17 protein-coding genes are annotated in these 21,086 nt (G+C 39.0%); 9 read left to right on the top strand and 8 right to left on the bottom strand.

Features of this window, described 5'->3' with window-relative positions; translation table 11 throughout:
* The first annotated feature begins 236 nt into the window (after positions 1–236).
* The 3 genes from ACUN24_RS25175 to ACUN24_RS25165 are packed head-to-tail and all read left to right on the top strand — an operon-like array spanning position 237 to position 4,600.
* A complete protein-coding gene (locus ACUN24_RS25175; protein ID WP_445564981.1) occupies positions 237–482 on the top strand; it encodes a hypothetical protein in 246 nt (81 codons plus the stop codon).
* Between the two features lie 15 nt (positions 483–497).
* Positions 498–1,925: an alpha-L-fucosidase gene (locus ACUN24_RS25170; protein ID WP_445564980.1), complete on the top strand. Its 1,428-nt coding sequence runs from the start codon at positions 498–500 to the stop codon at positions 1,923–1,925.
* Between the two features lie 2 nt (positions 1,926–1,927).
* On the top strand, positions 1,928–4,600 hold the full coding sequence (locus ACUN24_RS25165) for a glycoside hydrolase family 3 C-terminal domain-containing protein (protein ID WP_445564979.1): 2,673 nt from the start codon (positions 1,928–1,930) through the stop codon (positions 4,598–4,600).
* Positions 4,601–4,738: 138 nt separating this feature from the next.
* Here ACUN24_RS25165 and ACUN24_RS25160 read toward each other — a convergent pair whose 3' ends face one another.
* The 7 genes from ACUN24_RS25160 to ACUN24_RS25130 all read right to left on the bottom strand — a co-directional run bounded on the left by ACUN24_RS25160 (position 4,739) and on the right by ACUN24_RS25130 (position 13,406).
* Positions 4,739–5,824, bottom strand: a complete 1,086-nt coding sequence (locus ACUN24_RS25160; protein WP_445564978.1) for an Ldh family oxidoreductase — start codon at positions 5,822–5,824, stop codon at positions 4,739–4,741.
* Between the two features lie 85 nt (positions 5,825–5,909).
* On the bottom strand, positions 5,910–7,496 hold the full coding sequence (gene bshC, locus ACUN24_RS25155; RefSeq protein ID WP_445564977.1) for a bacillithiol biosynthesis cysteine-adding enzyme BshC: 1,587 nt from the start codon (positions 7,494–7,496) through the stop codon (positions 5,910–5,912).
* Between the two features lie 387 nt (positions 7,497–7,883).
* Positions 7,884–8,540, bottom strand: a complete 657-nt coding sequence (locus ACUN24_RS25150; RefSeq protein ID WP_445564976.1) for a restriction endonuclease — start codon at positions 8,538–8,540, stop codon at positions 7,884–7,886.
* A gap of 447 nt (positions 8,541–8,987) precedes the next feature.
* The gene (locus tag ACUN24_RS25145; RefSeq protein ID WP_445564975.1) at positions 8,988–9,521 is read right to left on the bottom strand and encodes a hypothetical protein; all 534 of its coding nucleotides are present in this window, start codon (positions 9,519–9,521) and stop codon (positions 8,988–8,990) included.
* Positions 9,522–9,809: 288 nt separating this feature from the next.
* Positions 9,810–11,723 carry a DEAD/DEAH box helicase gene (locus tag ACUN24_RS25140; RefSeq protein ID WP_445564974.1) on the bottom strand — a complete coding sequence of 638 codons (1,914 nt, stop codon included), beginning with the start codon at positions 11,721–11,723 and terminating at the stop codon, positions 9,810–9,812.
* A 325-nt stretch (positions 11,724–12,048) separates the two neighbouring features.
* On the bottom strand, positions 12,049–12,903 hold the full coding sequence (locus tag ACUN24_RS25135) for a carboxylesterase family protein (RefSeq protein WP_445564973.1): 855 nt from the start codon (positions 12,901–12,903) through the stop codon (positions 12,049–12,051).
* A gap of 35 nt (positions 12,904–12,938) precedes the next feature.
* Positions 12,939–13,406: a DUF4293 domain-containing protein gene (locus ACUN24_RS25130; protein ID WP_121283633.1), complete on the bottom strand. Its 468-nt coding sequence runs from the start codon at positions 13,404–13,406 to the stop codon at positions 12,939–12,941.
* Between the two features lie 193 nt (positions 13,407–13,599).
* Between ACUN24_RS25130 and truA the strand changes: the two genes are divergently transcribed.
* From truA to rlmF, 5 genes are all read left to right on the top strand, one after another.
* The gene (gene truA / locus ACUN24_RS25125) at positions 13,600–14,352 is read left to right on the top strand and encodes a tRNA pseudouridine(38-40) synthase TruA (protein ID WP_445564972.1); all 753 of its coding nucleotides are present in this window, start codon (positions 13,600–13,602) and stop codon (positions 14,350–14,352) included.
* An 89-nt stretch (positions 14,353–14,441) separates the two neighbouring features.
* Positions 14,442–16,211, top strand: a complete 1,770-nt coding sequence (locus ACUN24_RS25120) for an ABC transporter ATP-binding protein (protein WP_445564971.1) — start codon at positions 14,442–14,444, stop codon at positions 16,209–16,211.
* A 57-nt stretch (positions 16,212–16,268) separates the two neighbouring features.
* Positions 16,269–17,294 carry an isoaspartyl peptidase/L-asparaginase family protein gene (locus ACUN24_RS25115; protein WP_445564970.1) on the top strand — a complete coding sequence of 342 codons (1,026 nt, stop codon included), beginning with the start codon at positions 16,269–16,271 and terminating at the stop codon, positions 17,292–17,294.
* A gap of 63 nt (positions 17,295–17,357) precedes the next feature.
* Positions 17,358–18,644, top strand: a complete 1,287-nt coding sequence (gene dctA, locus ACUN24_RS25110) for a C4-dicarboxylate transporter DctA (RefSeq protein ID WP_445564969.1) — start codon at positions 17,358–17,360, stop codon at positions 18,642–18,644.
* 299 nt (positions 18,645–18,943) lie between these two features.
* Entirely contained in the window at positions 18,944–19,960 is a 1,017-nt protein-coding gene (gene rlmF, locus ACUN24_RS25105; protein WP_445564968.1) for a 23S rRNA (adenine(1618)-N(6))-methyltransferase RlmF, read from the top strand.
* Positions 19,961–20,254: 294 nt separating this feature from the next.
* Here the strand turns inward: rlmF and ACUN24_RS25100 are convergent, their stop codons facing one another.
* Complete coding sequence (locus tag ACUN24_RS25100; RefSeq protein ID WP_445564967.1) at positions 20,255–20,680, bottom strand: cupin domain-containing protein; 426 nt, start codon at positions 20,678–20,680, stop codon at positions 20,255–20,257.
* 70 nt (positions 20,681–20,750) lie between these two features.
* Between ACUN24_RS25100 and ACUN24_RS25095 the strand changes: the two genes are divergently transcribed.
* The gene (locus ACUN24_RS25095) at positions 20,751–20,876 is read left to right on the top strand and encodes a hypothetical protein (protein ID WP_315419327.1); all 126 of its coding nucleotides are present in this window, start codon (positions 20,751–20,753) and stop codon (positions 20,874–20,876) included.
* Positions 20,877–21,086: the final 210 nt, after the last annotated feature.

Raw genomic sequence — 21,086 nt, 5'->3', positions numbered from 1 at the left:
ATGTATCGCTGATGTAAATGGAGATGGGATAGTAGATATTACAATCAGCAAATTAGAAATATGCTGCAGTTAAACCAAGGATTAGCAGAAGATGGTAATTTGCGTTTTAGCGAAATAGGACAATTAGTAGGTATTTCAAATACAGATTGGATTAAGCACCTTTATTTGCTGATTTTGACAACGATGGTTTGAAGGACTTATTTATTTCTAACGGATATTTAAGAGACTTTACTGATATGGATTTTCTAAAATATACCGTTGCGAATGCCCAAAAAGAATCGCTCAAGCAAGGAAGTTTAAAATTCCAAACTTTCGATTTTGCCAATAAGAAGTTTACTTCTTTTAATCAGGTTGCTAACGAAGCTGCTATTAGTAGACTTTATGGTGGTATACATTACAGGCTGGCTATTGAAAATGGTCAGATTCAAGGTAGGAATATTGGAGTATATCAGACCGGAAAAGTTATAATGAAAAAAGATTAAGTTAAAAATAGAATAATGATGAAAATAAAATATCTCCTTTTACTTGTTTTAATTGCTTTGGCTAAATTTTCAATCGCCCAAAGAAATGATATCCTCAAAGAATCAACAAAATATGAATGGCCACAAGACGAGGCAGTAAAAAAGAAACTCGATACCTGGCAAGACCAAAAGTTTGGAATGATTATCCACTGGGGGCTTTACGCTGTTCCAGGGATTATCGAATCCTGGTCTATCTGTTCTGAAGACTGGATCGAAAGGGATAGCACCATTAAATACGAAGATTATAAAAAATGGTATTGGGGCCATAGCGAAAAATTTAACCCTACAAAATTCAACCCCGAACAATGGGCAAAGGCAGGTAAGGATGCTGGAATGAAATACTTGGTTTTTACCACTAAACATCACGATGGCTTCGCTATGTTCGATACCAAAGAAAGCGATTTCAGCATTGCAAAGGGGCCATTTGCCAACAACCCTAAAAAAGACGTAGCTAAATATGTGTTCGATGCTTTCCGTAAGGAAAATTTTATGATCGGTGCTTATTTTTCTAAACCCGACTGGCATTCGCAATACTATTGGTGGGACAAATACGCCACTGCAGATAGAAATAACAATTACGATATCAGAAAAAATCCGTGGCGGTGGAATATGTTCAAAAGTTATACTCAAAACCAGATTGGCGAATTGATGAACAATTATGGAAGCATTGATATTTTATGGTTAGATGGTGGCTGGGTTCGTCCGAGGGCAAGCGTAAACCAGGAAGTGCTTTCTTGGGGAGCGCCAATTCCGGAATGGAGTCAGGATATTGATATGCCTAAAATTGCAGCTAATGCCAGAAAAGTACAGCCTGGTTTAATTGTGGTAGACAGAACGGTACATGGTCAGTATGAAAACTACCAAACCCCTGAACAGAAAATCCCTGAAAAGCAATTGGATTACCCATGGGAAAGTTGCATGACCTTGGGTGGCGCCTGGGGTTTTGTACCTAACGATCAATATAAATCAGCAGGAGAAGTGGTTCATAAATTGGTAGAAATTGTAGCCAAAGGCGGAAGTTTACTTTTAGGTATTGGGCCAAAAGCTGATGGAACGCTGCCTGATAATGTGATTACCAGATTAGAGGAAATTGGGAAGTGGACCAGCAAAAACGGCGTAGCCATATACGGAACAAGGATTACCAAAAACTACCATGATGGGCAAAATTGGTTTACGCAAAGTAAAGACGGTAAAACTATTTACGGCATCAGTTTAATTAACAATGCGACAAACAAAGAAATTTCATGGCAAGGAAGCATACCTAAAAAAGGAAGTCTCATTACCATTTTGGGTACCAACCAAAAGGTAAAATGGACATTGAAAGACGGTAAGGTACACTTCAATTTCCCTAAAACAGAGGAGAAAATAGCTTTGACTTTTTCTTTTACACCCGAAACTAATTAGCAATGCCGAAATCAATAAAATACTTATACTTATTGTCCACACTTTTTTTCTCTTGCGGCCTTTTTGCCCAGGTTAAAAAAGGGCAAATTTTACCTTATAAAAATCCAAAATTAGGTATCGATTTAAGGGTAAGAGACCTGATTTCGAGAATGACACCTGAAGAGAAATTCTGGCAGTTGTTTATGATTCCCGGAGATGTAACCGAAAAGAATAAAGATCAGTTTAAGCAGGGTATTTTTGGTTTGCAGGTAAGTGCTGCTGCACAGGGAAGTGGTAATGCACAGCAAATGTTAACTTACAATACCTCTGAAGACGGACTTTCTCTGGCTAAAAAGGTTAATAAGATTCAAAAATACTTCATTGAAGAAACCCGTCTGGGCATTCCAATCATTCCATTTGATGAGGCTTTACACGGTTTGGTTAGGCAGGGAGCTACGGCCTTCCCGCAATCAATTGGTTTGGCTGCAAGTTTCGATACTGCTTTAGTGGCCAGAATAGGTACCGCTATTGCAAATGAGGCAAGAGCGCGTGGTTTAAGAGATCTTCTGGCGCCTGTAATCAATATGGCAACAGATGTAAGATGGGGCAGGGTAGAAGAAACTTACGGAGAAGATCCATATTTAACAACTGTGCTGGGACATGCTTTCATGAACGCCATAGAAAGGCAGAATATCATTGTTACACCAAAGCATCTTATTGCCAATGTAGGCGATGGTGGGCGCGATAGTTATCCTATTGAAATGGATAAACACTTTTTAGAAGAAATCCACTTTCCAGCATTTAAAGACGGAGTTAAAAATGTGGGCATCCGTTCATTAATGACTTCCTACAACAGTGTTTTTGGTACGCCGGCAACCTCTAATAAATGGTTGCTTACCACTAAACTGAAAACGGAATGGGGCTTTAAGGGCTTCGTGATTTCTGATGCAGGTGCAGTCGGAGGTGCCAATGTTTTACATTTTACGGCCAAAGATTATAAAGATGCCACAGCACAATCAATTAACGCAGGCCTTGATGTAATCTTCCAGGTAGATTATAATCATTACAAACTTTTTCTACCTGCATTTTTAGATGGCAGCATTCCAAAATCGAGAATAGATGATGCATTGTCAAGGGTTCTGAAAGCTAAATTCGAGCTGGGTCTGTTTGAGCATCCTTATGTGGATGAAAGTATTGCCGAAAAGATGTTAAGCGATCAAAGTAATCGCAATCTGGCCAAAGAAGCGGCTTTAAAATCTTTTGTCTTGCTAAAAAATGATAACAATACACTTCCGTTAAAAAGTGCAAAACAGATCCTACTGGTAGGAGAAGACGCCATTGAAGCCAGATTAGGTGGCTATAGCGGCACTGGAAACAATAAGATAAATATATTGGATGGCTTAAAAAATGCAGTAGCCAATAACGTTAAGGTTAATTATGTAAAAGGCAGTAGCCGGGAACTGCAGTTTTATATTCCTATAGACAGCCAGTTGCTTTCTGTTAATCAGAAAGCAGGGTTATTGGGAAGCTATTACAAAGGGCTTCACTTCTCGGGGAAACCCGTTAAAGAAGTAAATGATAAAGCAGTTAATTTCAGTTGGACATTATACCCACCAGATGACCAGCTCCAGGTGGATGATTATGCTGTGAGGTGGACTGGTAAAATTAAGGTGCCGCAGAATGCTGATGTTAATATCGGATTAGAGGGAAACGATGGTTACCGATTATATTTGGATGACCAATTGATGATCGATAACTGGGACAAAAAGTCTTTCAGTACCAAGACTGTTCCTTTTCATTTCGAGAAAAATAAGGAGTATGCCATTAAGGTTGAATTTTTTGAACCTAAAGGCAATGGTAAAATCAAACTGATCTGGGATTATAATATCAGGAAATCAAACGAAATAGCTGATGCAGTGGCTGCGGCAAAGAATAATGATGCCATTGTATTCGTTGCAGGTATAAAAGAAGGAGAATTTTTGGATCGGGCAATGTTAAACCTGCCCGGCAACCAGGAGTTGTTACTGGAAGAACTCGTAAAAACCGGGAAGCCTATTGTTGTGGTATTAACCGGCGGAAGTGCCATTAATATGCAGTCCTGGTTAAATAAAGTAGATGCAGTTTTAAACGTGTGGTACCCAGGCGAAGCAGGGGGAGCTGCCGTTGCCGATATCTTGCTCGGAAAAGTAAATCCATCAGGTAAACTTCCCATTACTTACCCGATTGACGAATCGCAGTTGCCTTTGGTTTACAACCATAAACCTACCGGAAGAGGCGATGATTATAACAACTTAAGCGGCGAACCACTTTTTCCATTTGGATATGGATTAAGTTATACCAACTTTTCTTACAACAATTTGAAGTTTAACCGCAAAAGCATCGCTAAAAATGAAACCGCTACTGTAAGCTTCGAACTTAAAAATACAGGCAATTACGATGGTGAAGAAGTGGTACAGCTGTACATGAGACCTTTGTTAAGCAAATTAGCTCAGCCAGTTCTTGCACTGAGGGCTTTCCAACGGATACATTTAAAGGTTGGTGAAACAAAGATAGTTTCATTTAAGCTAGATAAGGAGGTATTGCAAACACTTGATATCAATAATGTATGGGAAGTAGCTCCGGGGGAATACAGAATTATGATCGGATCATCAAGTAAATCACTTTACTTAAAAGATAACTTAACTGTTAAGCCTTAAAAACATCCCCTATGGTTAGGTACAAAACATATCATTAATAATTGCCGCAGACTCTGGTTAAGTCTGCGGCTTTTTTGTTTTTCGTCAATGACGATCAGTCTATTGGCGTTTGTCATCCTGAGCGTAGTCGAAGGATCTTTAACCTAACTTTGCTATCCCCAATTTCACAGCAAGTTCATTCAGATCCTTTACCACCACATCAATGATCGGAATACCACTAATTTTTCTTTCCTGCTCAAATTCATGCTCCGGTTCGCCAGGGATGATTACTTTTTTGTCAGGATCTATTGTTTTTGCACTTTTAAAGCGTTCTATCCAATTATCTAAATGGTCTTTAAAGTCTGCGGCTGGCCTGAAACCATCTACGCGCATAGCGCCTAAAAAGTGGCCAAGTCCTTCGCCAACCGGATTTGCCGATGGCTCTAAAAAAGCCACAAAAGGCGGCACCCAAGGGCCGTAATTTGCGCCAGATAACACTGCTGATAAAATGTCGACAGTAGCACTTAACCCATAACCTTTATGGCTGCCATGATCTTTATCGCTGCCCAAAGGCAAAAGCGAACCGCCGTTTTTTAATTCGTTCGGATCGGTAGAGTTTTCGCCATTTTTATCCTGAACCCAGCCATCAGGAATACTTTTATTTGCTCTTTGAGCAATTTCTAACTTTCCGTTAGCAGCAGCTGCCGTAGCCATATCTACAATTACTGGTGGATATTTTCCTGCCGGGAATGCATAACACATCGGGTTTGTACCCAGTAAACGTTCGTTGGCATAAGTAGGTGCAACCAAGGGGCTGGCATTGGTCATACTGATGCCGATCATATCCTTTTCAACCGCCATCAAAGCATGGTAACCAGCAATTCCAAAATGATTGGAGTTTTTAACTGAAACCCATCCGCTACCATATTTTTCGGCTTTTTCCATAGCAACTTTCATAGCGAATGGTGCAACAACCAAACCTAAACCTGCATCACCATCAATGGTGGCAGTGGTTGGTGTTTCATGTACGATTTTGATATCAGGCGTGGCGTTGATCCTTTTCTTTTCCCAAAGACGAACGTAGCCACTTAATCGCGCAACGCCGTGCGAATCAATTCCCCGTAAATCTGATCGGATTAACACATCGGTTGCTAAATCGGCATGCTCATCAGAACAGCCCATTTTTTTAAAAACGTTGTAGGTGAAGGTTCTAAGGTTGGTTTCGGTAAAGGTGATGAAGGTCATTTTGTTAGTATCAAGTAGTAAGTATCGAGATTGGGCGCTTTGGGGTATCGGCTTCCGACTCCGGACTCCCGACTTCGGACTAGTATTACGGTAATAAAACAGTGAAATCGCCACCCAATGGTTCGAAGTTTTCTATGCAGGATGAAAGAAAATCTTCTCCGTAATTAACATACATGGGCGCTATATTCAAAGTACGCTCCTGTAAACTTCCATTAGGGAAAAGCCTTTTTTTGACATTATCAATTTGTAATAACGCCATCTCATGTTTCCGTTTTTCTGCCCTGAAAAGTTTTTTTTCAAGGTTGGCCAATAAGTGATTGGCCCGCTGTTTTGCCGTATCAGTTGATACAGAAAGCGTTTTGTCTATTTTATAGGCATTTAGCTTAATCTGATCGAAAATGCTGTTAATGGCCCTGGTTTCATCGGCCAAACTCAATTGGGCAGTGGTATTCCGCTTTACCCAAATGTTTTTTAGTTCTTCAACAGGAAGGAAAATGTCTTCTAAAGAAAAACCTAAATGGTATAAATTCTGGGCACTGCGTTTATCTATCAGTAAAGCCGAGTTACGCAATAGTAAAACCGGGAAATCGACCTTGTAGAAATCGAAATTTGATTTTAATTGCATCCAGTAAGCTACCTCAGCACCACCACCTATATAAGCGATATTAGGTAAAATAACCTCCTGGTACATTGGACGCATCACTACATTCGGACTAAAACGCTCAGGATGCGATTCGATTTCAGCTTTTAGTGTTTCTTCTGTAAAACTGATATCGGTATGGTTTACGATATATTTTCCTTTTTCAAAGATCAAACGCTCGCGTAAATTATCTATAAGGTAAAAGAAATTAATGTCGCGACCGTTAACCTGTGTTTTATAGCCAAATTCTTCCAGGCTTTTCGAGCTTTCGTCGATGTTTTTAGCACTGTTGTGTTGGATAATATCTTCGGTAATGATATTAACAAATTGTTTTTTTAATAGTGCATCATCTGCATTCACGATCACCAGGCCATATTTCTCGAATAAATTGTTGACCAAAAATCTGGTGGCATCGGCTAAATTATCGTGCTGCAAATAAGCCTGTTCTACCAATTTGGCAATCCGTTTTCCGTTTTTGGAAATGCCTAAGTAACCTTTGTATGCCGTTACCGCAGCAGCAACGGTTTTGGTGCTTAATCTTCCGGTGGCACCGTTGGTCTGTTGTATCCAGCTGATGTTCTTTTCATCAACACTTACATGGTTAATTTCATCAAAGTCGTGATCCTCCGTTGCCATCCAGTAAACCGGAACAAAGTTTTTATCCGGATGGGCCATTTTTAACTCAATGGCTAAATTTATGGTGGTTACAATTTTATAAATAAAATAAAGCGGACCGGTAAAAAGGTTTAACTGGTGACCAGTAGTTACAGTAAAAGTATTATCTAAACCTAAAAGTTCGATATTTTTCGTAACCGATTTATTCGGTTGTAAATGCCGGTATTGATCTTGCAAAACCTGCACTAAGGTAGTCCGGTTTCCAAGGAAATTTCTATGCTCAATTGCACTGGCTAGACCTGCCATGTCAGGGCGGTAACTGTAAAAAGCTTTAAGCTGCTCTTCGTCGTTAATGTAATCTAGAACCAGTTTTGAAAATGAACCGGTTTCCTGATAGGAAATGTATTTTGCCTGCATGATGTGCGAAAGTAGTGCAATTTAAGGATAAATATAAAGCTACATAACTATTTTACAATTGTTAAATAATTAATAGGCACTTTCTAAGGTTCCGGTTTTAGGACAAAATTGGATGTCGAAGTTTGGCTTTATTAATAATATTGATTAAAGGTATAGGTTCCCAGTTGGAAAGTAAGTATTGTCCGAAAAATTGTGACTGTCTTAGTAGAGTATCTGTGAAAATTGCCGATAATGAAAAACGGTCTTATACTTGTCGGGATTAGAATCGCATCAGTTGAAATTTCGTACAAAAAGCAGAATAGAATTACAGATGCTCAATTTATTTCTTCAAGGTAGCTCCAACTTGCACAAAACAGATATTGGATTTTCGCTTTTCTTTGGGTGATATTAAAGAGAAAAGTCTATTTGCTTTCCATAGTAATATTGTTTCTGAAGTTCATCATTTGAAATTTCAAAAGCAAAAAAGTCTGTTGCCTTAATCGTATTTCTGTCTTTTAGGCAGATCATAATGCGGATATTCATAAGTTTGGTGGTAATAATAAATGCTCTTAATGCAAATTGAGTCAGGCCTCTAACCGCATATTTTGCTATACCATTTTTATTTAAAACTTCAAGCATTGATTCTGCATGACGTTTTGAGAAGTAAATAGGAATATGTGGGAATGGTCTGCCTGTACCATAATAAGAGCCTGTAACTCTGTTTTTATCATTTATTTCCATAATTGCCCAAAATGGTTCTCCTATATAGGATTCTTCGGGTAAAGCAACCGTTTTTATTCTATCAGCAAACATTTGAGCAAATGTTGGCAGGTCTTCATTATCCATTAAAATAAGTCCGTGTTTTTTACCATACTCTTTTGCCCCCGACTGAAACCCATTTTTAGAAATAAAAATGCCTACAATATTTCTAAAATTATTAAGCGTATCGACAAAAACTTGTATTTCTGATCTTTCAATGGGGCGGTTAGTATTTTTACACTCTATCCCTACCTGATGTATAATGCCTGATTTATCAAATTCGTAAAATAAGTCAAATTCATGCATTTATCCACTGAGTCCTTGTAGTTTATGCCTTTCCTTGATTTCAATGCCTTCATCTTTTATGTTTAAAATATGAAAAAAAATATACCTGATGTATTCCTCAAATTCCTTTCCAATATTCATATTGCATTTAAGATTTAATACTTGTTCTTGATTTTAAAATTGTCTAATATAAGGCAAATAAAGTAAAGGCCAATGCTCCGGAGTTTAGCGATGATAGCTTCTTGAGATAAACCTTTGCAATTTGGCAAGTCATAAAAGATTTTTGCCAAACCTCTTTTTAGCGGTTCGTGCTATTACCTATATAAGGCTTAGAATTTGTCCTTACATTAGTGGTTACAGATTTTTTTTTACGTGCTTTTAGAAAATCGCTAAATTCTTTTTCTTCTTTTTCTGTCAAAGTTTTGTTTACGAAGACAAAGTCTTTGTCGTCCATCTTTTTGAAATTTATCATAACTTAAAATCTTTAAAATATCTCTTAGCCAAAGTAAATGCTTCTTTAGTATCGATAAACATTCTGTTCCCACCATAAATCTTGGCACCCAATGTCTCCTGGTAATGGGAAACAAGTTGGGTTTTGGCTACAAAGGAAACAACTCCGTCGTAATTTAGTTCGAATGCAGTTTTACAGCAAAAGGCAATTAGATTTCCAGCAACCCCTTTATAAAGCTTGTTTTTTCCCTTGTTGAATTTTGCACTCTCAATTATGTTCATAAAAATGTGGTCGCCTTTGTCGGTAAAGCTTATAAGTCCCTGGATTATAGTTAAATTGTTAACTGTTGTCAATTTGGAAACTTGCTTAGTTTCATCCTTTAACTCATTTTGCCAGTCAAATACCCACTCGCTCTTCTTAAGAATTTTGGTATCGGATGCCGCCAATTTTATAATTGATGTATCAAACACTTCACCTGAAATTGCGTTTTCAATAGAATTTGTAAGCTTGTCAATTACAAAATCAAATTCGGTAGTCTGCTGCTCTTTCAATACACTAATTTACGAAAAATTAAGGTTTTAATCAAATGCTATTGTCTTTTGCTAACAGCATACGCTTTGTTGTGTGTATGCGATACATGACTGCCAACGGTTGTCGCTTGGCTGTAGTCGGGGAATAGAATTTTTTAACATTTATAAAATATAAAAGTTAAAATCCTTTAAATAAAAATTATTTTGGGTCTGGTTTAAAACTAACAATTCGATCCTTAAGGATTCTAAACAAAAAAAAACCGGCCTCGAATAAACAAGACCGGTTTGTAAAATATTTGGTTTAGTGATTTACCATTTTTTTCTGCGTTCGCCGCCGCTTCCGCCTTCACGACTTCCACCTTCTCTACGTCCGCTACCACCAGTGTTTCCACCTTTTTCGTCACGACTACGACCAGAGAAATCTCTGAAACCGCCACCGCTGTTTCCGCCTTCACGTCTTCCGCTACCGCCAGATTTTCTATCGCCTCCGCCACGGTAACCACCGCCACCGCCGCTTCTGCGTTCTCCTCCGAAACCGCCGCCGCCGCTACGTCTTTCACCGCCACCGCGTCTTTCACCAGCACCTTCACCACGACCACCATCTCCGCTTTTCTCGATACGTACCTGACGACCGTTAAACTCAACAGATTTAAAACCTTCAAATACGGTATCAGCAACAGCATCTTCCACTTCAAAGAAAGAGAAAACACCTTTTAAATCAATTTTACCAACGCTTTTGCCACCAATTTTACCATTGTTACAGATAAAAGATAACATATCGCCGCGGGTAAATTCATCTACTGAACCTAAGTTGATAAATAAACGGGTGTAACCTTCGCTACCACGTCCGCGTCTTTCGCCACGTTCACCTCTTTCACCACGATCGTCACCAACCGCTGCATTTAAATCAGGTGCTTTAGAATAGTAATCTAAGAAACGGTTAAATTCTAATGAAGCAAAACGTTTGATTACATCCTCTTTAGATAAATCTTTAAATTCATCCATTATACGAGGAATGTATTGATCAATTTGCTCCACATTAACCTCTACATTGTGTACTTTATGTACCAAAGAGAATAATTGTTTTTCACAAACGTCAAATCCTGTAGGTAACTCAGCTTTGGTAAATTGTTTACCAATGATGCGCTCCAACTGACGGATTTTTCCAACTTCTTTAGAGTTGATGATACAGATTGAAATACCTGTTTTACCAGCACGGCCAGTACGACCAGAACGGTGGGTATAACTTTCAATTTCATCAGGTAAAGAGTAGTTAATTACGTGTGTTACGTTATTAACGTCGATACCACGTGCAGCAACATCAGTAGCAATTAACAACTGCATGTTACGTTCGCGGAAACGTTGCATTACCTTATCACGTTGTTGTTGCGATAAATCGCCGTGTAAAGCATCAGCATTGTAACCATCTTTAATTAAGTGCTCAGCAACATCTTGTGTATCCAATTTGGTTTTACAAAATACTACGGCAAAAATTTCAGGGTTGAAATCTACAATACGTTTTAAGGCTGCGTATTTATCGCGTGCACGAACAATGTAATATTCGTGTTCGATGTTTACGTTACCTGTATTTTTTGTGCCCATGGTTAATTCAACAGGGTTATCCATATAGTTTTTAGCTATACGGCGAACTTCTGCAGGCATAGTAGCCGAGAATAACCAGGTTTTTTTGTCATCAGGAGTAGTTGATAAAATGTCGTTAATGTCGTCCTGGAAACCCATGTTCAACATCTCGTCAGCTTCATCAAGCACAACATATTTAACGTTTGAAAAATCAATCGCCTTACGGCCAATGATATCCAACATACGGCCGGGCGTGGCCACTACGATCTGAATTCCCTGACGGATTTCGCGTAGTTGTTGCATAATGTTCGCGCCACCGTAAACGGCAACAACGTGGGCATTAGCAATGTTTTTAGAAAAGTTTTTAAGGTCGTTAGCGATTTGCAAGCATAACTCACGGGTAGGGCATAAAATCAATGCCTGTGGTTTGTTAACTTTAAAATCGATTAGTTCTAACAGCGGCAAACCAAATGCGGCTGTTTTTCCTGTTCCTGTTTGGGCCAAACCAACAAAATCATTAGTGCCTTCTAACAGTACAGGGATACTTTGCTCCTGAATAGGTGTTGGAGTTTCAAATCCAAGATCCTTTACGGCATTAACGACGTCATCACTTATCCCCAATAATTGAAATGGGTTTGTCATTCGTCTTTTTATTTTTAATTGAGCCGCAAAGGTACGGTTAATATTTTGTATTTTACAGATAATCAAGTAAATAGTTTTTTAAGCTAAATATTTGAAAATAAGGAAGTAAGGGGGGATGTGGAATGGATGATGGAAAATGAGGGATGGAGGAGGTTTAAATGGAGGTCTTGATTGCAATGGGGGAATTTGTTTTTTGTTTGGAAAGCAGCAGTAATAGGGTTTCGGTTACGGCAGTCCCGTTTTCTGTTTCAATCTTTTTCAAACCTTTCAGGTTTATCAAAAGGATTTTCACTCCAACCGGGTTTAGGTGGCGGGGCAATAGCAGCTATTTGCGTTTGTTTTTGAATAACCACTTGGGTAGTTCGTCCGTTAAAATTGCGGGAGAGAAAATATCGTTATGGGCCAGATTGTCGAATTCCCAAAACCTGGTTTTGTTGTTTTGGTTTACTTCTTTAAAGAATTGCTTGTCGCTATTGAAAGGGTTTTCGGTGTCTATGTTGCCGTGGATCAGCCAGATTGGAATGTTTGCGAGTACATTTATCTGGTTAAATTGAGGTATGCCCGAAATACTGATCCCTGCGGCAAATACATCTGGTTTTAATGCTAAAGCATTAATCACCGAAGATGCACCCATCGAAAAACCGATGAGGTAAATTCTGTTCTCATCAATGTTTAAAGTGTTTTTTAAGCTGTCGATTAGCTGTAAGGCAGTTGTTAAACAGGGTTGTGGTACCGAAGTCAATACATTTCTGCTTCGGTCTAAAACATAATTCGACGAACGTGAAGGGAATTGTGGTGCTAAAATAAAAGCAGGATATTTCGCCTGTATTTCGTCGCTTGCAAATAGTTTTGCCAAAATACCCAACTGACTGGTATTATCATTTCCAACTGCGTTTGATCCATGAAATACAATCACCAATGGAAGTTTGCTCTTAGTGTGATTGGGTTTTAATAACCGGTATACAATTGCTGTATCGGCTGTGCCTTTGAATGATGCTTTGGTAAAAATATCGGTATTTAAACCTTTGATCTTTGCTATTCTCTGTTTGAGGTAAAGTGAATCGGCACTTTTATCGATTTTGGTTTTTCCGAAAGTGTTAATACGCTTGCTGCAAGATAAGATTCCGCAAATCAAAACCAACGAAAAAACATAAACGGCATGATTTAACTTAATTTGCATCTTCGGTAGCTGATTTTTTTGCTGAAATTAAAGAATTATCGCAGCCTTTCTGCCGAGCGGATTAATCTTTCATCTTTATTGATGCCGAAAATGCCCAATACTACAAATAAGATAGCTAGAGCAGGCAAATAGGCGCCAACACCAAAACTTGCACCTTCAATACCACCAGGTAATTTTTGGGCATAAACACTGCACCAGAAAGCAAAACCGATAATTAATATAATCGAAACAATTGCGAAACGCTTCTGAAAGCTACGTTTTCTGAAGTTGAAAATATTTACAAAACAGATAATAGCAATGGCAATATTGGTAATTAACAGGGGTAAAAAGGAGAGTATTTTAAAAGGTGATCCTGCTTTTCCTGCAATAATCTGAAATAAACCGCTCGAATATACTGCTGATTCTGTTCCCGCTATTTCTTTGCTTGCAATGGGTAAAAATAACATTAAAATTAAGGTTAAAGCCGCTAAAAAAAACCAGATCGATTGTATTCTTTGTATCATGAATGTAAAATGTATAGCAACAAATCTAGCCTTTTTTGAGAAAAGAAAGAAAGATTAAAGTTCAGAATAATAGCGGGGATTTATAAGAAGCATTAATTGCTGTTTATGATCGAAGTTTGCTCCGAACTCCAAACTCAAAACTCCCGTCATAGCACTTTGCCCTTTGCCTGTTAAACTGTACTTTTGCATCGCTTTGAGTAAAAAAAGGTATTTCATCCAAATCGCTTACGATGGCAGCTTGTACCATGGCTGGCAAACACAACCTAATGCAATCACCGTTCAGGAATTGTTAGATAAGGCGATGTCTGTTTTCTTTAGGCAGCCTATCGAAACTTTGGGTTGCGGTAGAACCGACGCTGGGGTACATGCGACTGATTTTTATGCCCATTTTGATGTTGAAAATGTAGAAGAGCTTAAGGTCTTGAATGCCATTACAGGAATCAATGCCATGCTGCCTTATCAAATTGCAGCAAAACAAATTATTCCGGTGCATGATGATGCCCATGCCCGTTTTGATGCAACCGCCCGTGCTTACAAGTATTACATTCACTTTGAAAAAAATCCTTTCAAACTTAACCGGTCATGGTTGGTTAAAGATAAACTGGATGTTGACGCGATGAATGAGGCGGCGGTACTTTTATTAAATTATACCGATTTTTCGTGTTTTAGTAAGTCTAACACGCAAACTTTCACCAATAACTGTAAAATAACCAAAGCTGTTTTCGAACAACAGGATGATGGACTGGTTTTTACCATTCAGGCCGATCGTTTCTTACGCAATATGGTAAGGGCAATTATGGGTACTTTAGTGCAGATCGGTAAAAAAGAAATAAATTTAACGGAGTTTAAAGCAATTATAGAAAGTAAAAACCGCAGTAAGGCCGGTCAATCGGTACCTGCATGCGGTTTGTACTTAGTGAAGATAGAATACGATTATATAAAATGATTGAATGAGAGAAGGATTCAGTGAGAGAATGAAAAAAAGTATCTCTAGCAATCAATCATTCGAAATTCTCTCATTCAAAATTAAACAAAATGGCAGTTACAGGCGACGTATATAACACCGGATTACTGAAACGTATTTTTCAATACGTAAAGCCTTATCGTGCCGTTTTTGTATGGTCGGTTATTTTAACCATTCTGCTTGCGGCCATTTCTCCGGTACGTCCGTTTTTAATTAAGTATACCCTCGATCATTATATTTTAGCTGGCAATTATTCTGGTTTGGTAAATATGACCATGCTGATGATCTTTATGTTGCTTTTACAGACTTTGATCCAGTATAACCATACGCTTTTAACCAATACACTAGGCCAGTCGGTTATCCGCGATCTTCGGATCAATGTTTTTAATCACATTACCAAACTCCGCCTAAAATTCTTCGATAAAACACCTATCGGACAATTAATCACCAGAACAGTTTCAGACCTGGAAACCATTGCAGATATCTTTTCTGAAGGTTTAATTTCCATGATCGGCGACAGTTTGCAGGTGGTGGTAATTGTATGCGTAATGTTATACACAGACTGGGAGTTGAGTTTAGTGGTGCTATTGCCCATCCCGTTGCTAATCATGGCTACCCGGAAATTCCAGAAAGCGATTAAAGTAGCCTTTCAGGAAATCAGGAATGAGGTATCGAACCTGAATACCTTTTTGCAGGAACACATTACAGGTGTTTCTATTGTGCAATATTTTGCTAGAGAGAAACAGGAGTACAGAAAATTTTACGCCATTAATAAGCGTTACCGCGATGCCAATATCCGTTCTAACTGGTATTACTCTATCTTTTTTCCGGTTGTTGAGTTAATTTCGGCTATGTCTTTAGGTTTGTTGGTATGGTATGGCGCTAAAAGCATTCTTTCCAAACCACTGGATGTAACGCCTGGAACCATTACACAGTTTATTATTTACCTGGGTATGGTATTTACACCAATCCGCCAATTGGCAGATAAGTTTAATACGCTGCAGATGGGAATGGTGGGCGCCGAACGTGTTTTTAAAGTTTTAGACACTGATGAAACCACGCCAAATACCGGAACGCAAAAGCCAGCTAAATTAGATGGAAATATCAAGTTCGAAAAAGTTTGGTTTGCCTATAACGACGAGAACTATGTATTGAAAGACCTTACATTCGAAGTGAAGGCCGGCGAAACCGTTGCTTTAGTTGGTGCAACCGGGGCAGGTAAATCTTCTACCATTAATATCCTGAACCGTTTTTACGAGGTGAAAAAGGGAGATATTACTGTTGATGGCATTCATATTGAAGATTTTGACCTTGATTACCTTAGAAGTAACATCGCAACCGTACTTCAGGATGTTTTCCTGTTCTCTGATACGATCTTAAACAACATCACACTCAATAATCCCGGAATTACGCTCGCTGAAGTAGTAAATGCTGCCAAAAAAGTTGGTGCACATGATTTTATCGAACGTTTACCCGGTGGTTATCAGTATAATGTAATGGAAAGAGGGGCAACGCTCTCGGCTGGTCAGGCGCAGTTGATTTCTTTTATCCGTGCATTGGTGCACAATCCTGCTATTTTGGTTTTAGATGAGGCTACCTCTTCAGTTGATACCGAAACCGAATTATTGATCCAGAAAGCCATTGATAATTTAATGGAAGGTAGAACTTCTATCGTAATCGCCCACCGTTTATCCACCATTCAAAAAGCCGATCAGATTATTGTGCTCGATAAAGGTGAGATTAAAGAAAAAGGCACGCATCAGCAGCTGTTAAAATTAAATGGTTACTATAAAAAGCTTTACGATCTGCAGTTCTCATCCAAAGGGATAGCTAAAGTTTAAACGTATTTATTTTCAAGGATTTTCTTAATTTAACAACTTCTTAAACCCAATAGGAAGATGAAACGGTTAAAATTACTTGCCTTATTCTTGTTTTCGGCTTTAGCTTTGCAGGTTTCTGCACAGCAGAAAAAATACGTAATGGTGGTTCATGGTGGTGCTGGCACTATTCTCAAAAGAAATATGAGTCCCGAAAAAGAGGCTGCTTATATTGCTGCCTTAACAAAAGCATTAAATGTGGGTTATGCAGAAATTAAAGCAGGCAAATCAAGCCTTGATGCTGTTGAAGCAACCATTCATGTTTTAGAAAACGATCCTCGTTTTAATGCCGGTAAAGGTGCTGTTTTTACGCATGATGGCAGAAATGAACTTGATGCTGCCATAATGGATGGAAAAACCTTAATGGCAGGCTCGGTTGCAGGAGTAACTACCATAAAAAATCCAATTTCTGCTGCCAGAGCCGTGATGGAAAAATCAGAACACGTAATGATGGTTGGCGCAGGTGCCGATCAATTTGCAAAAGAAGCCGGATTGGAAATCGTTGATCCTAAATATTTCTGGACTAAGGAACGCTGGGATGGTTTACAAGATGCCATTAAAGAAGACTCTACCAAAGCGGTGTTAGACCATGGAAGTAAAAAATCAGAATTGTTTGGTATCAAAAATCACGATTATAAATTTGGTACAGTGGGTTGTGTAGCGTTAGATAAAGCAGGCAACTTAGCTGCCGGAACTTCAACTGGAGGTATGACAAACAAAAAATACGGACGGGTGGGCGATGCACCGATCATTGGGGCAGGTACTTACTGCAATAATGAAACAGCAGGTATTTCCTGTACAGGTTGGGGCGAGTTTTATATCCGCAATGTGGTGGCCAAGACGATTTCCGATTTAATGGAATATAAGGGATTATCTGTTGCAGAGGCATCGAAAATTGCTTTAGATAAAGTAGGTAAAATGGGTGGCGACGGTGGTTTAATTGCATTAGATAAAAAAGGAAATATGACTATGCCCTTTAATACCGAGGGAATGTACAGAGGCGCAATTACTGCCGACGGGAAAATTGAAGTCAGTATTTATAAATAAAATTATTTTAAAATTACGCTGTTCAATATTCAATAGCAAGCCAAAACACCTAAAAAAATAAAGATGACATTTATAGAATTTGTAAAGAAAATATTCTCCAATTTAACCTTTCAGGTTTTAATTGCCATCATCATTGGGATTAGTGTTGGTACTTATTTTCCTGGTTTTGCACCAACCGCTAAGTTAATCAGTCAGGGATTCATTAATCTGATCAGCATGTTAATTGCCCCGATTATATTCTTTACCATCGTTTTAGGAATCGCACACATGGGCGATATGAAAAAGGTAGGCCGGGTAGGTGGCAAAGCACTGTTATATTTCGAAGTTGTAAGCACAGTAGCTATTGCAATTGGTTTATTGGTCGCCAATGTTTTAAAGCCCGGTGCCGGAATGGTAGCCAAAGCTGGTGATGCCACAAAAATTACCGGCTATGCCGAGCAGGCTAAAGATATGAACTGGACAGAGTTCTTTCTGCATATTATTCCGCATAATGTGATTGCTGCTTTTGCTGAAGGAAACATTTTACAGATTTTGCTGTTTGCAATCCTTTTCGGTTATGGTTTAAATAAATTGGGCGGAGAGGGAACAAGCGTTTTAAATGCCTTCGATAAAATATCGAAAGTACTCTTCAAAATCATGAAGGTAATTATGCGTTTAGCGCCGATTGGCGCTTTCGGAGGGATGGCCTTCAGCATTGGTACGCATGGTTTAGAAAGCATATTGGGTATGGCTAAACTAATGGGCTCAGTTTATTTAACCTGTATCCTGTTCATTTTTATTGTCTTAAATGGAATTTGCAGGTACTATAAATTTAGCCTTTGGCAATACCTGAAGTATATCCGACAGGAAATTTTAATTGTGCTCGGTACCTCTTCTTCTGAGTCGGCCCTGCCAAGCATGATGCAGAAAATGGAAGCCATCGGTTGCGATAAATCGGTTGTTGGTTTGGTTATTCCCACAGGTTATTCCTTTAATCTTGATGGAACGGCAATTTACCTCGCTATGGCCGTTATATTTCTTTGTCAGGTCTTTCATGTCGATTTATCCTTAGGTCAGCAGATTACGGTTTTAGGCGTGCTCATGGTTACTTCGAAAGGTGCCGCGGGCGTAACCGGAAGTGGTTTTATCGTTTTGGTATCAACTTTAACTGCTTTGAAAATTATGCCGATTGAACATATTTCCATATTAATCGGTGTAGATCGTTTTATGAGCGAGGCCAGAGCCATTACCAACGTAATCGGAAACGGAGTAGCTACCATCGTAATTGCTAAAAGTGAAAAGCAGTTTGATGAGCAGAAGTATTTAAAGGCTATTCAACCTGTGACGATAGAAAAAGAAGAGGAAGTTTAGTTTGGGGGCGAGCGTTTGGCGTAAGGCGTTCAGGGAGTCGAAAGCAAATGGTTAGTTTGGAGTAATCCTCTCGAAGTCTCTCCTGATCCGATAGTTATCGGATTCATTTCAGGGTCTTAATAGCAGGAAAGATGCTGAACTAAATTCAGCATGACGATTCTCTTGATCTGTTGTAATTAAAGCCATGTTTTTAGGTGCATTAGAAACCCTTCTACCCTCAACCTTCACGCCTTCAACCTTTTTTATGTATCTTTGCAGTAGAAACATGCACACAGCTTGTTTAATTAATCCATAGCACATTGGCTCAAGAAGAACAAAATAACCGCAAAGAAAAAAGCGAGTTACACCCACGCAACAAACACCGTTCGCGTTACAATTTCAAACAACTTATTGCAACTTCAAAAGAATTAAGACGTTTCGTTTTTAAAAACGAACATAACGACGATTCTATCGATTTTGCAGATCAAAATGCCGTTAAAGCACTAAATAAGGCTTTGTTGAAATATTTTTATGATATCCAGCAATGGGATATTCCTCAGGATTTCCTTTGTCCGCCTATTCCGGGCAGGGCAGATTATATCCATTATGTAGCCGATCTTTTGGGATCGAGTAATAAAGGAAAAAATCCAAAAGGCGCTAAAATTAATGTACTCGATATCGGCGTCGGTGCCAACTGTATTTACCCGATTATCGGTCACCAGGAATATGGCTGGAGCTTTGTAGGTTCAGAAATAGATCCACTTTCAGTTGATTCGGCAAGACGTATTATCGAAGCCAATAAACCCCTGCAGGGAGCTGTAGAAATTCGTCAGCAATCATCAAAACTGGGTATTTTCCGAGGGATTGTGGGTAGAACAGAGCGTTTCGATGCCGTGGTTTGCAATCCACCATTTCATTCTTCACTAAAAGAAGCCGAGCAGGGCACCCGTCAGAAATGGCGTAACCTGGGTGGTAACGAAAAAGAAGTAAAACATGTGTTAAACTTTGGTGGGAATAAGGCCGAACTTTGGTGCCCTGGTGGCGAGCGCGCTTTTGTAGAGCAGATGATTATTCAGAGCGAGCAGATCAAAAATCAGGTGTTATGGTTTACATCATTGGTATCAAAAAGTGCCAATTTGAAAAGTATCTATAGCACATTGGTTAAAGCAAATGCTTTTGAAGTAACCACTGTTCAAATGAGCCAGGGACAAAAAATCAGCCGCTTTGTAGCCTGGACTTTCCATGATGAAGCTGCACAGGCGGAGTGGGTAAAAGGATGGAAAACTGAAACTAAACCAAAAACAGATAAGCCCAAAGCTGAAGGCAAAAGTCTTTAGTTTGATAAATAGTAAAGCAAGCCGGATTAATGATTAAAGTTGGTCCGGCTTTTAGTTTGTATCTTTTTTTTGGCTACTTCGTTAGTCGGGATTTGTAATCCCGATTCAAGAGCTAAGGATTTGCAATCCTTTAGATAAAATGAGCCAGCAATTGCTGTGTTTTGAGGACAGATTTAGTAAACATACACACAATAAGCAACTACCTACTGGAACTATAAAACGACCTGGTATAGAACTCTGCCAACTGAGAATTGTAAACCAATCTTCTCTTAATCCTGCTTTTACCGAATATCATCATTTCTTTTCATAAACAATCAGAATAGTCAAATCATTACCTGCATTTGGGGCAATACCATGCGAACTGCCCGGACGGGTTAAAATGGCATCACCAGGTTTAACCGCAAAGGTTTTTCCGTTCATCTGCATGGTTCCGTTTCCACTGATCACATAATAAATCTCATCTTCCTTCTGCAAATGGTAACCAATGGAAGAGCCTGGCTTCAGAATCCTTTTGCGGAATGCTGTTTTGAGGCTTTTCGCCTCCCCGAAAAAGTTAAAGCCGATGGTTTTACCTCCACCATTATGTGTTCCTGGTTCTTCTTTGGCTACTTCAATATCGTTTTGAAGGATGTATTTACTGGTATCGGTGCTTTGAGCGCTGGCCTTAATTGAAATGAAGGTTGCAGTAATAACGATTAAAATTAATATGGATTTTCTCATCTTTATATTATTTAGCTTTTTGCTTCGGTCTTTAGTCTTTCCGCTTCAAAAGTAAATTTAGGCGTTTTGCATGGATGTTGCCACAGGAACCAGCACTTTGTTCTTAAACCTGATCGAAGTGGTTCCGATTCTTCATCGGAAAGAACGAAGAGCGGGAGTGCAGCTCTCCAAAAGCGCAGAACTGCTCATTTCCTAATCCTAAATGTCGATATTTTAATTTGAAAACGAACGTTTTATAGTGCTTAGGTCAGGTTCTGCCCCGCCATCCACTGTAGCTCCGATAGAAAAAATCGGAGGCTGCCGTTCCTGTCGGGTTTATACCGAAAGGCTTGCTCTTGGTATAGCGCTAAAAGGTATTGATTGCTTAAATCTAAACCCTTGCTAGCAAGCAGTTAATGGAGATGGA

The organism is Pedobacter sp. WC2501, from assembly GCF_052682415.1.
The sequence above is the reverse complement of the archived record's forward strand: the minus strand, read 5'-3'. Positions and strand labels throughout refer to the sequence as shown.

Excerpts from the sequence above, each read along its gene's own strand:
- ACUN24_RS25175 (WP_445564981.1), top strand. The coding sequence starts at position 237 with ATGGATTTTCTAAAATATACCGTTGCGAATGCCCAAAAAGAATCGCTC.
- ACUN24_RS25170 (WP_445564980.1), top strand. The coding sequence starts at position 498 with ATGATGAAAATAAAATATCTCCTTTTACTTGTTTTAATTGCTTTGGCT.
- ACUN24_RS25165 (WP_445564979.1), top strand. The coding sequence starts at position 1,928 with ATGCCGAAATCAATAAAATACTTATACTTATTGTCCACACTTTTTTTC.
- ACUN24_RS25160 (WP_445564978.1), bottom strand. The coding sequence starts at position 5,824 with ATGACCTTCATCACCTTTACCGAAACCAACCTTAGAACCTTCACCTAC.
- bshC (WP_445564977.1), bottom strand. The coding sequence starts at position 7,496 with ATGCAGGCAAAATACATTTCCTATCAGGAAACCGGTTCATTTTCAAAA.
- ACUN24_RS25150 (WP_445564976.1), bottom strand. The coding sequence starts at position 8,540 with ATGCATGAATTTGACTTATTTTACGAATTTGATAAATCAGGCATTATA.
- ACUN24_RS25140 (WP_445564974.1), bottom strand. The coding sequence starts at position 11,723 with ATGACAAACCCATTTCAATTATTGGGGATAAGTGATGACGTCGTTAAT.
- ACUN24_RS25135 (WP_445564973.1), bottom strand. The coding sequence starts at position 12,903 with ATGCAAATTAAGTTAAATCATGCCGTTTATGTTTTTTCGTTGGTTTTG.
- ACUN24_RS25130 (WP_121283633.1), bottom strand. The coding sequence starts at position 13,406 with ATGATACAAAGAATACAATCGATCTGGTTTTTTTTAGCGGCTTTAACC.
- ACUN24_RS25120 (WP_445564971.1), top strand. The coding sequence starts at position 14,442 with ATGGCAGTTACAGGCGACGTATATAACACCGGATTACTGAAACGTATT.
- ACUN24_RS25115 (WP_445564970.1), top strand. The coding sequence starts at position 16,269 with ATGAAACGGTTAAAATTACTTGCCTTATTCTTGTTTTCGGCTTTAGCT.
- dctA (WP_445564969.1), top strand. The coding sequence starts at position 17,358 with ATGACATTTATAGAATTTGTAAAGAAAATATTCTCCAATTTAACCTTT.
- ACUN24_RS25100 (WP_445564967.1), bottom strand. The coding sequence starts at position 20,680 with ATGAGAAAATCCATATTAATTTTAATCGTTATTACTGCAACCTTCATT.
- ACUN24_RS25095 (WP_315419327.1), top strand. The coding sequence starts at position 20,751 with ATGGATGTTGCCACAGGAACCAGCACTTTGTTCTTAAACCTGATCGAA.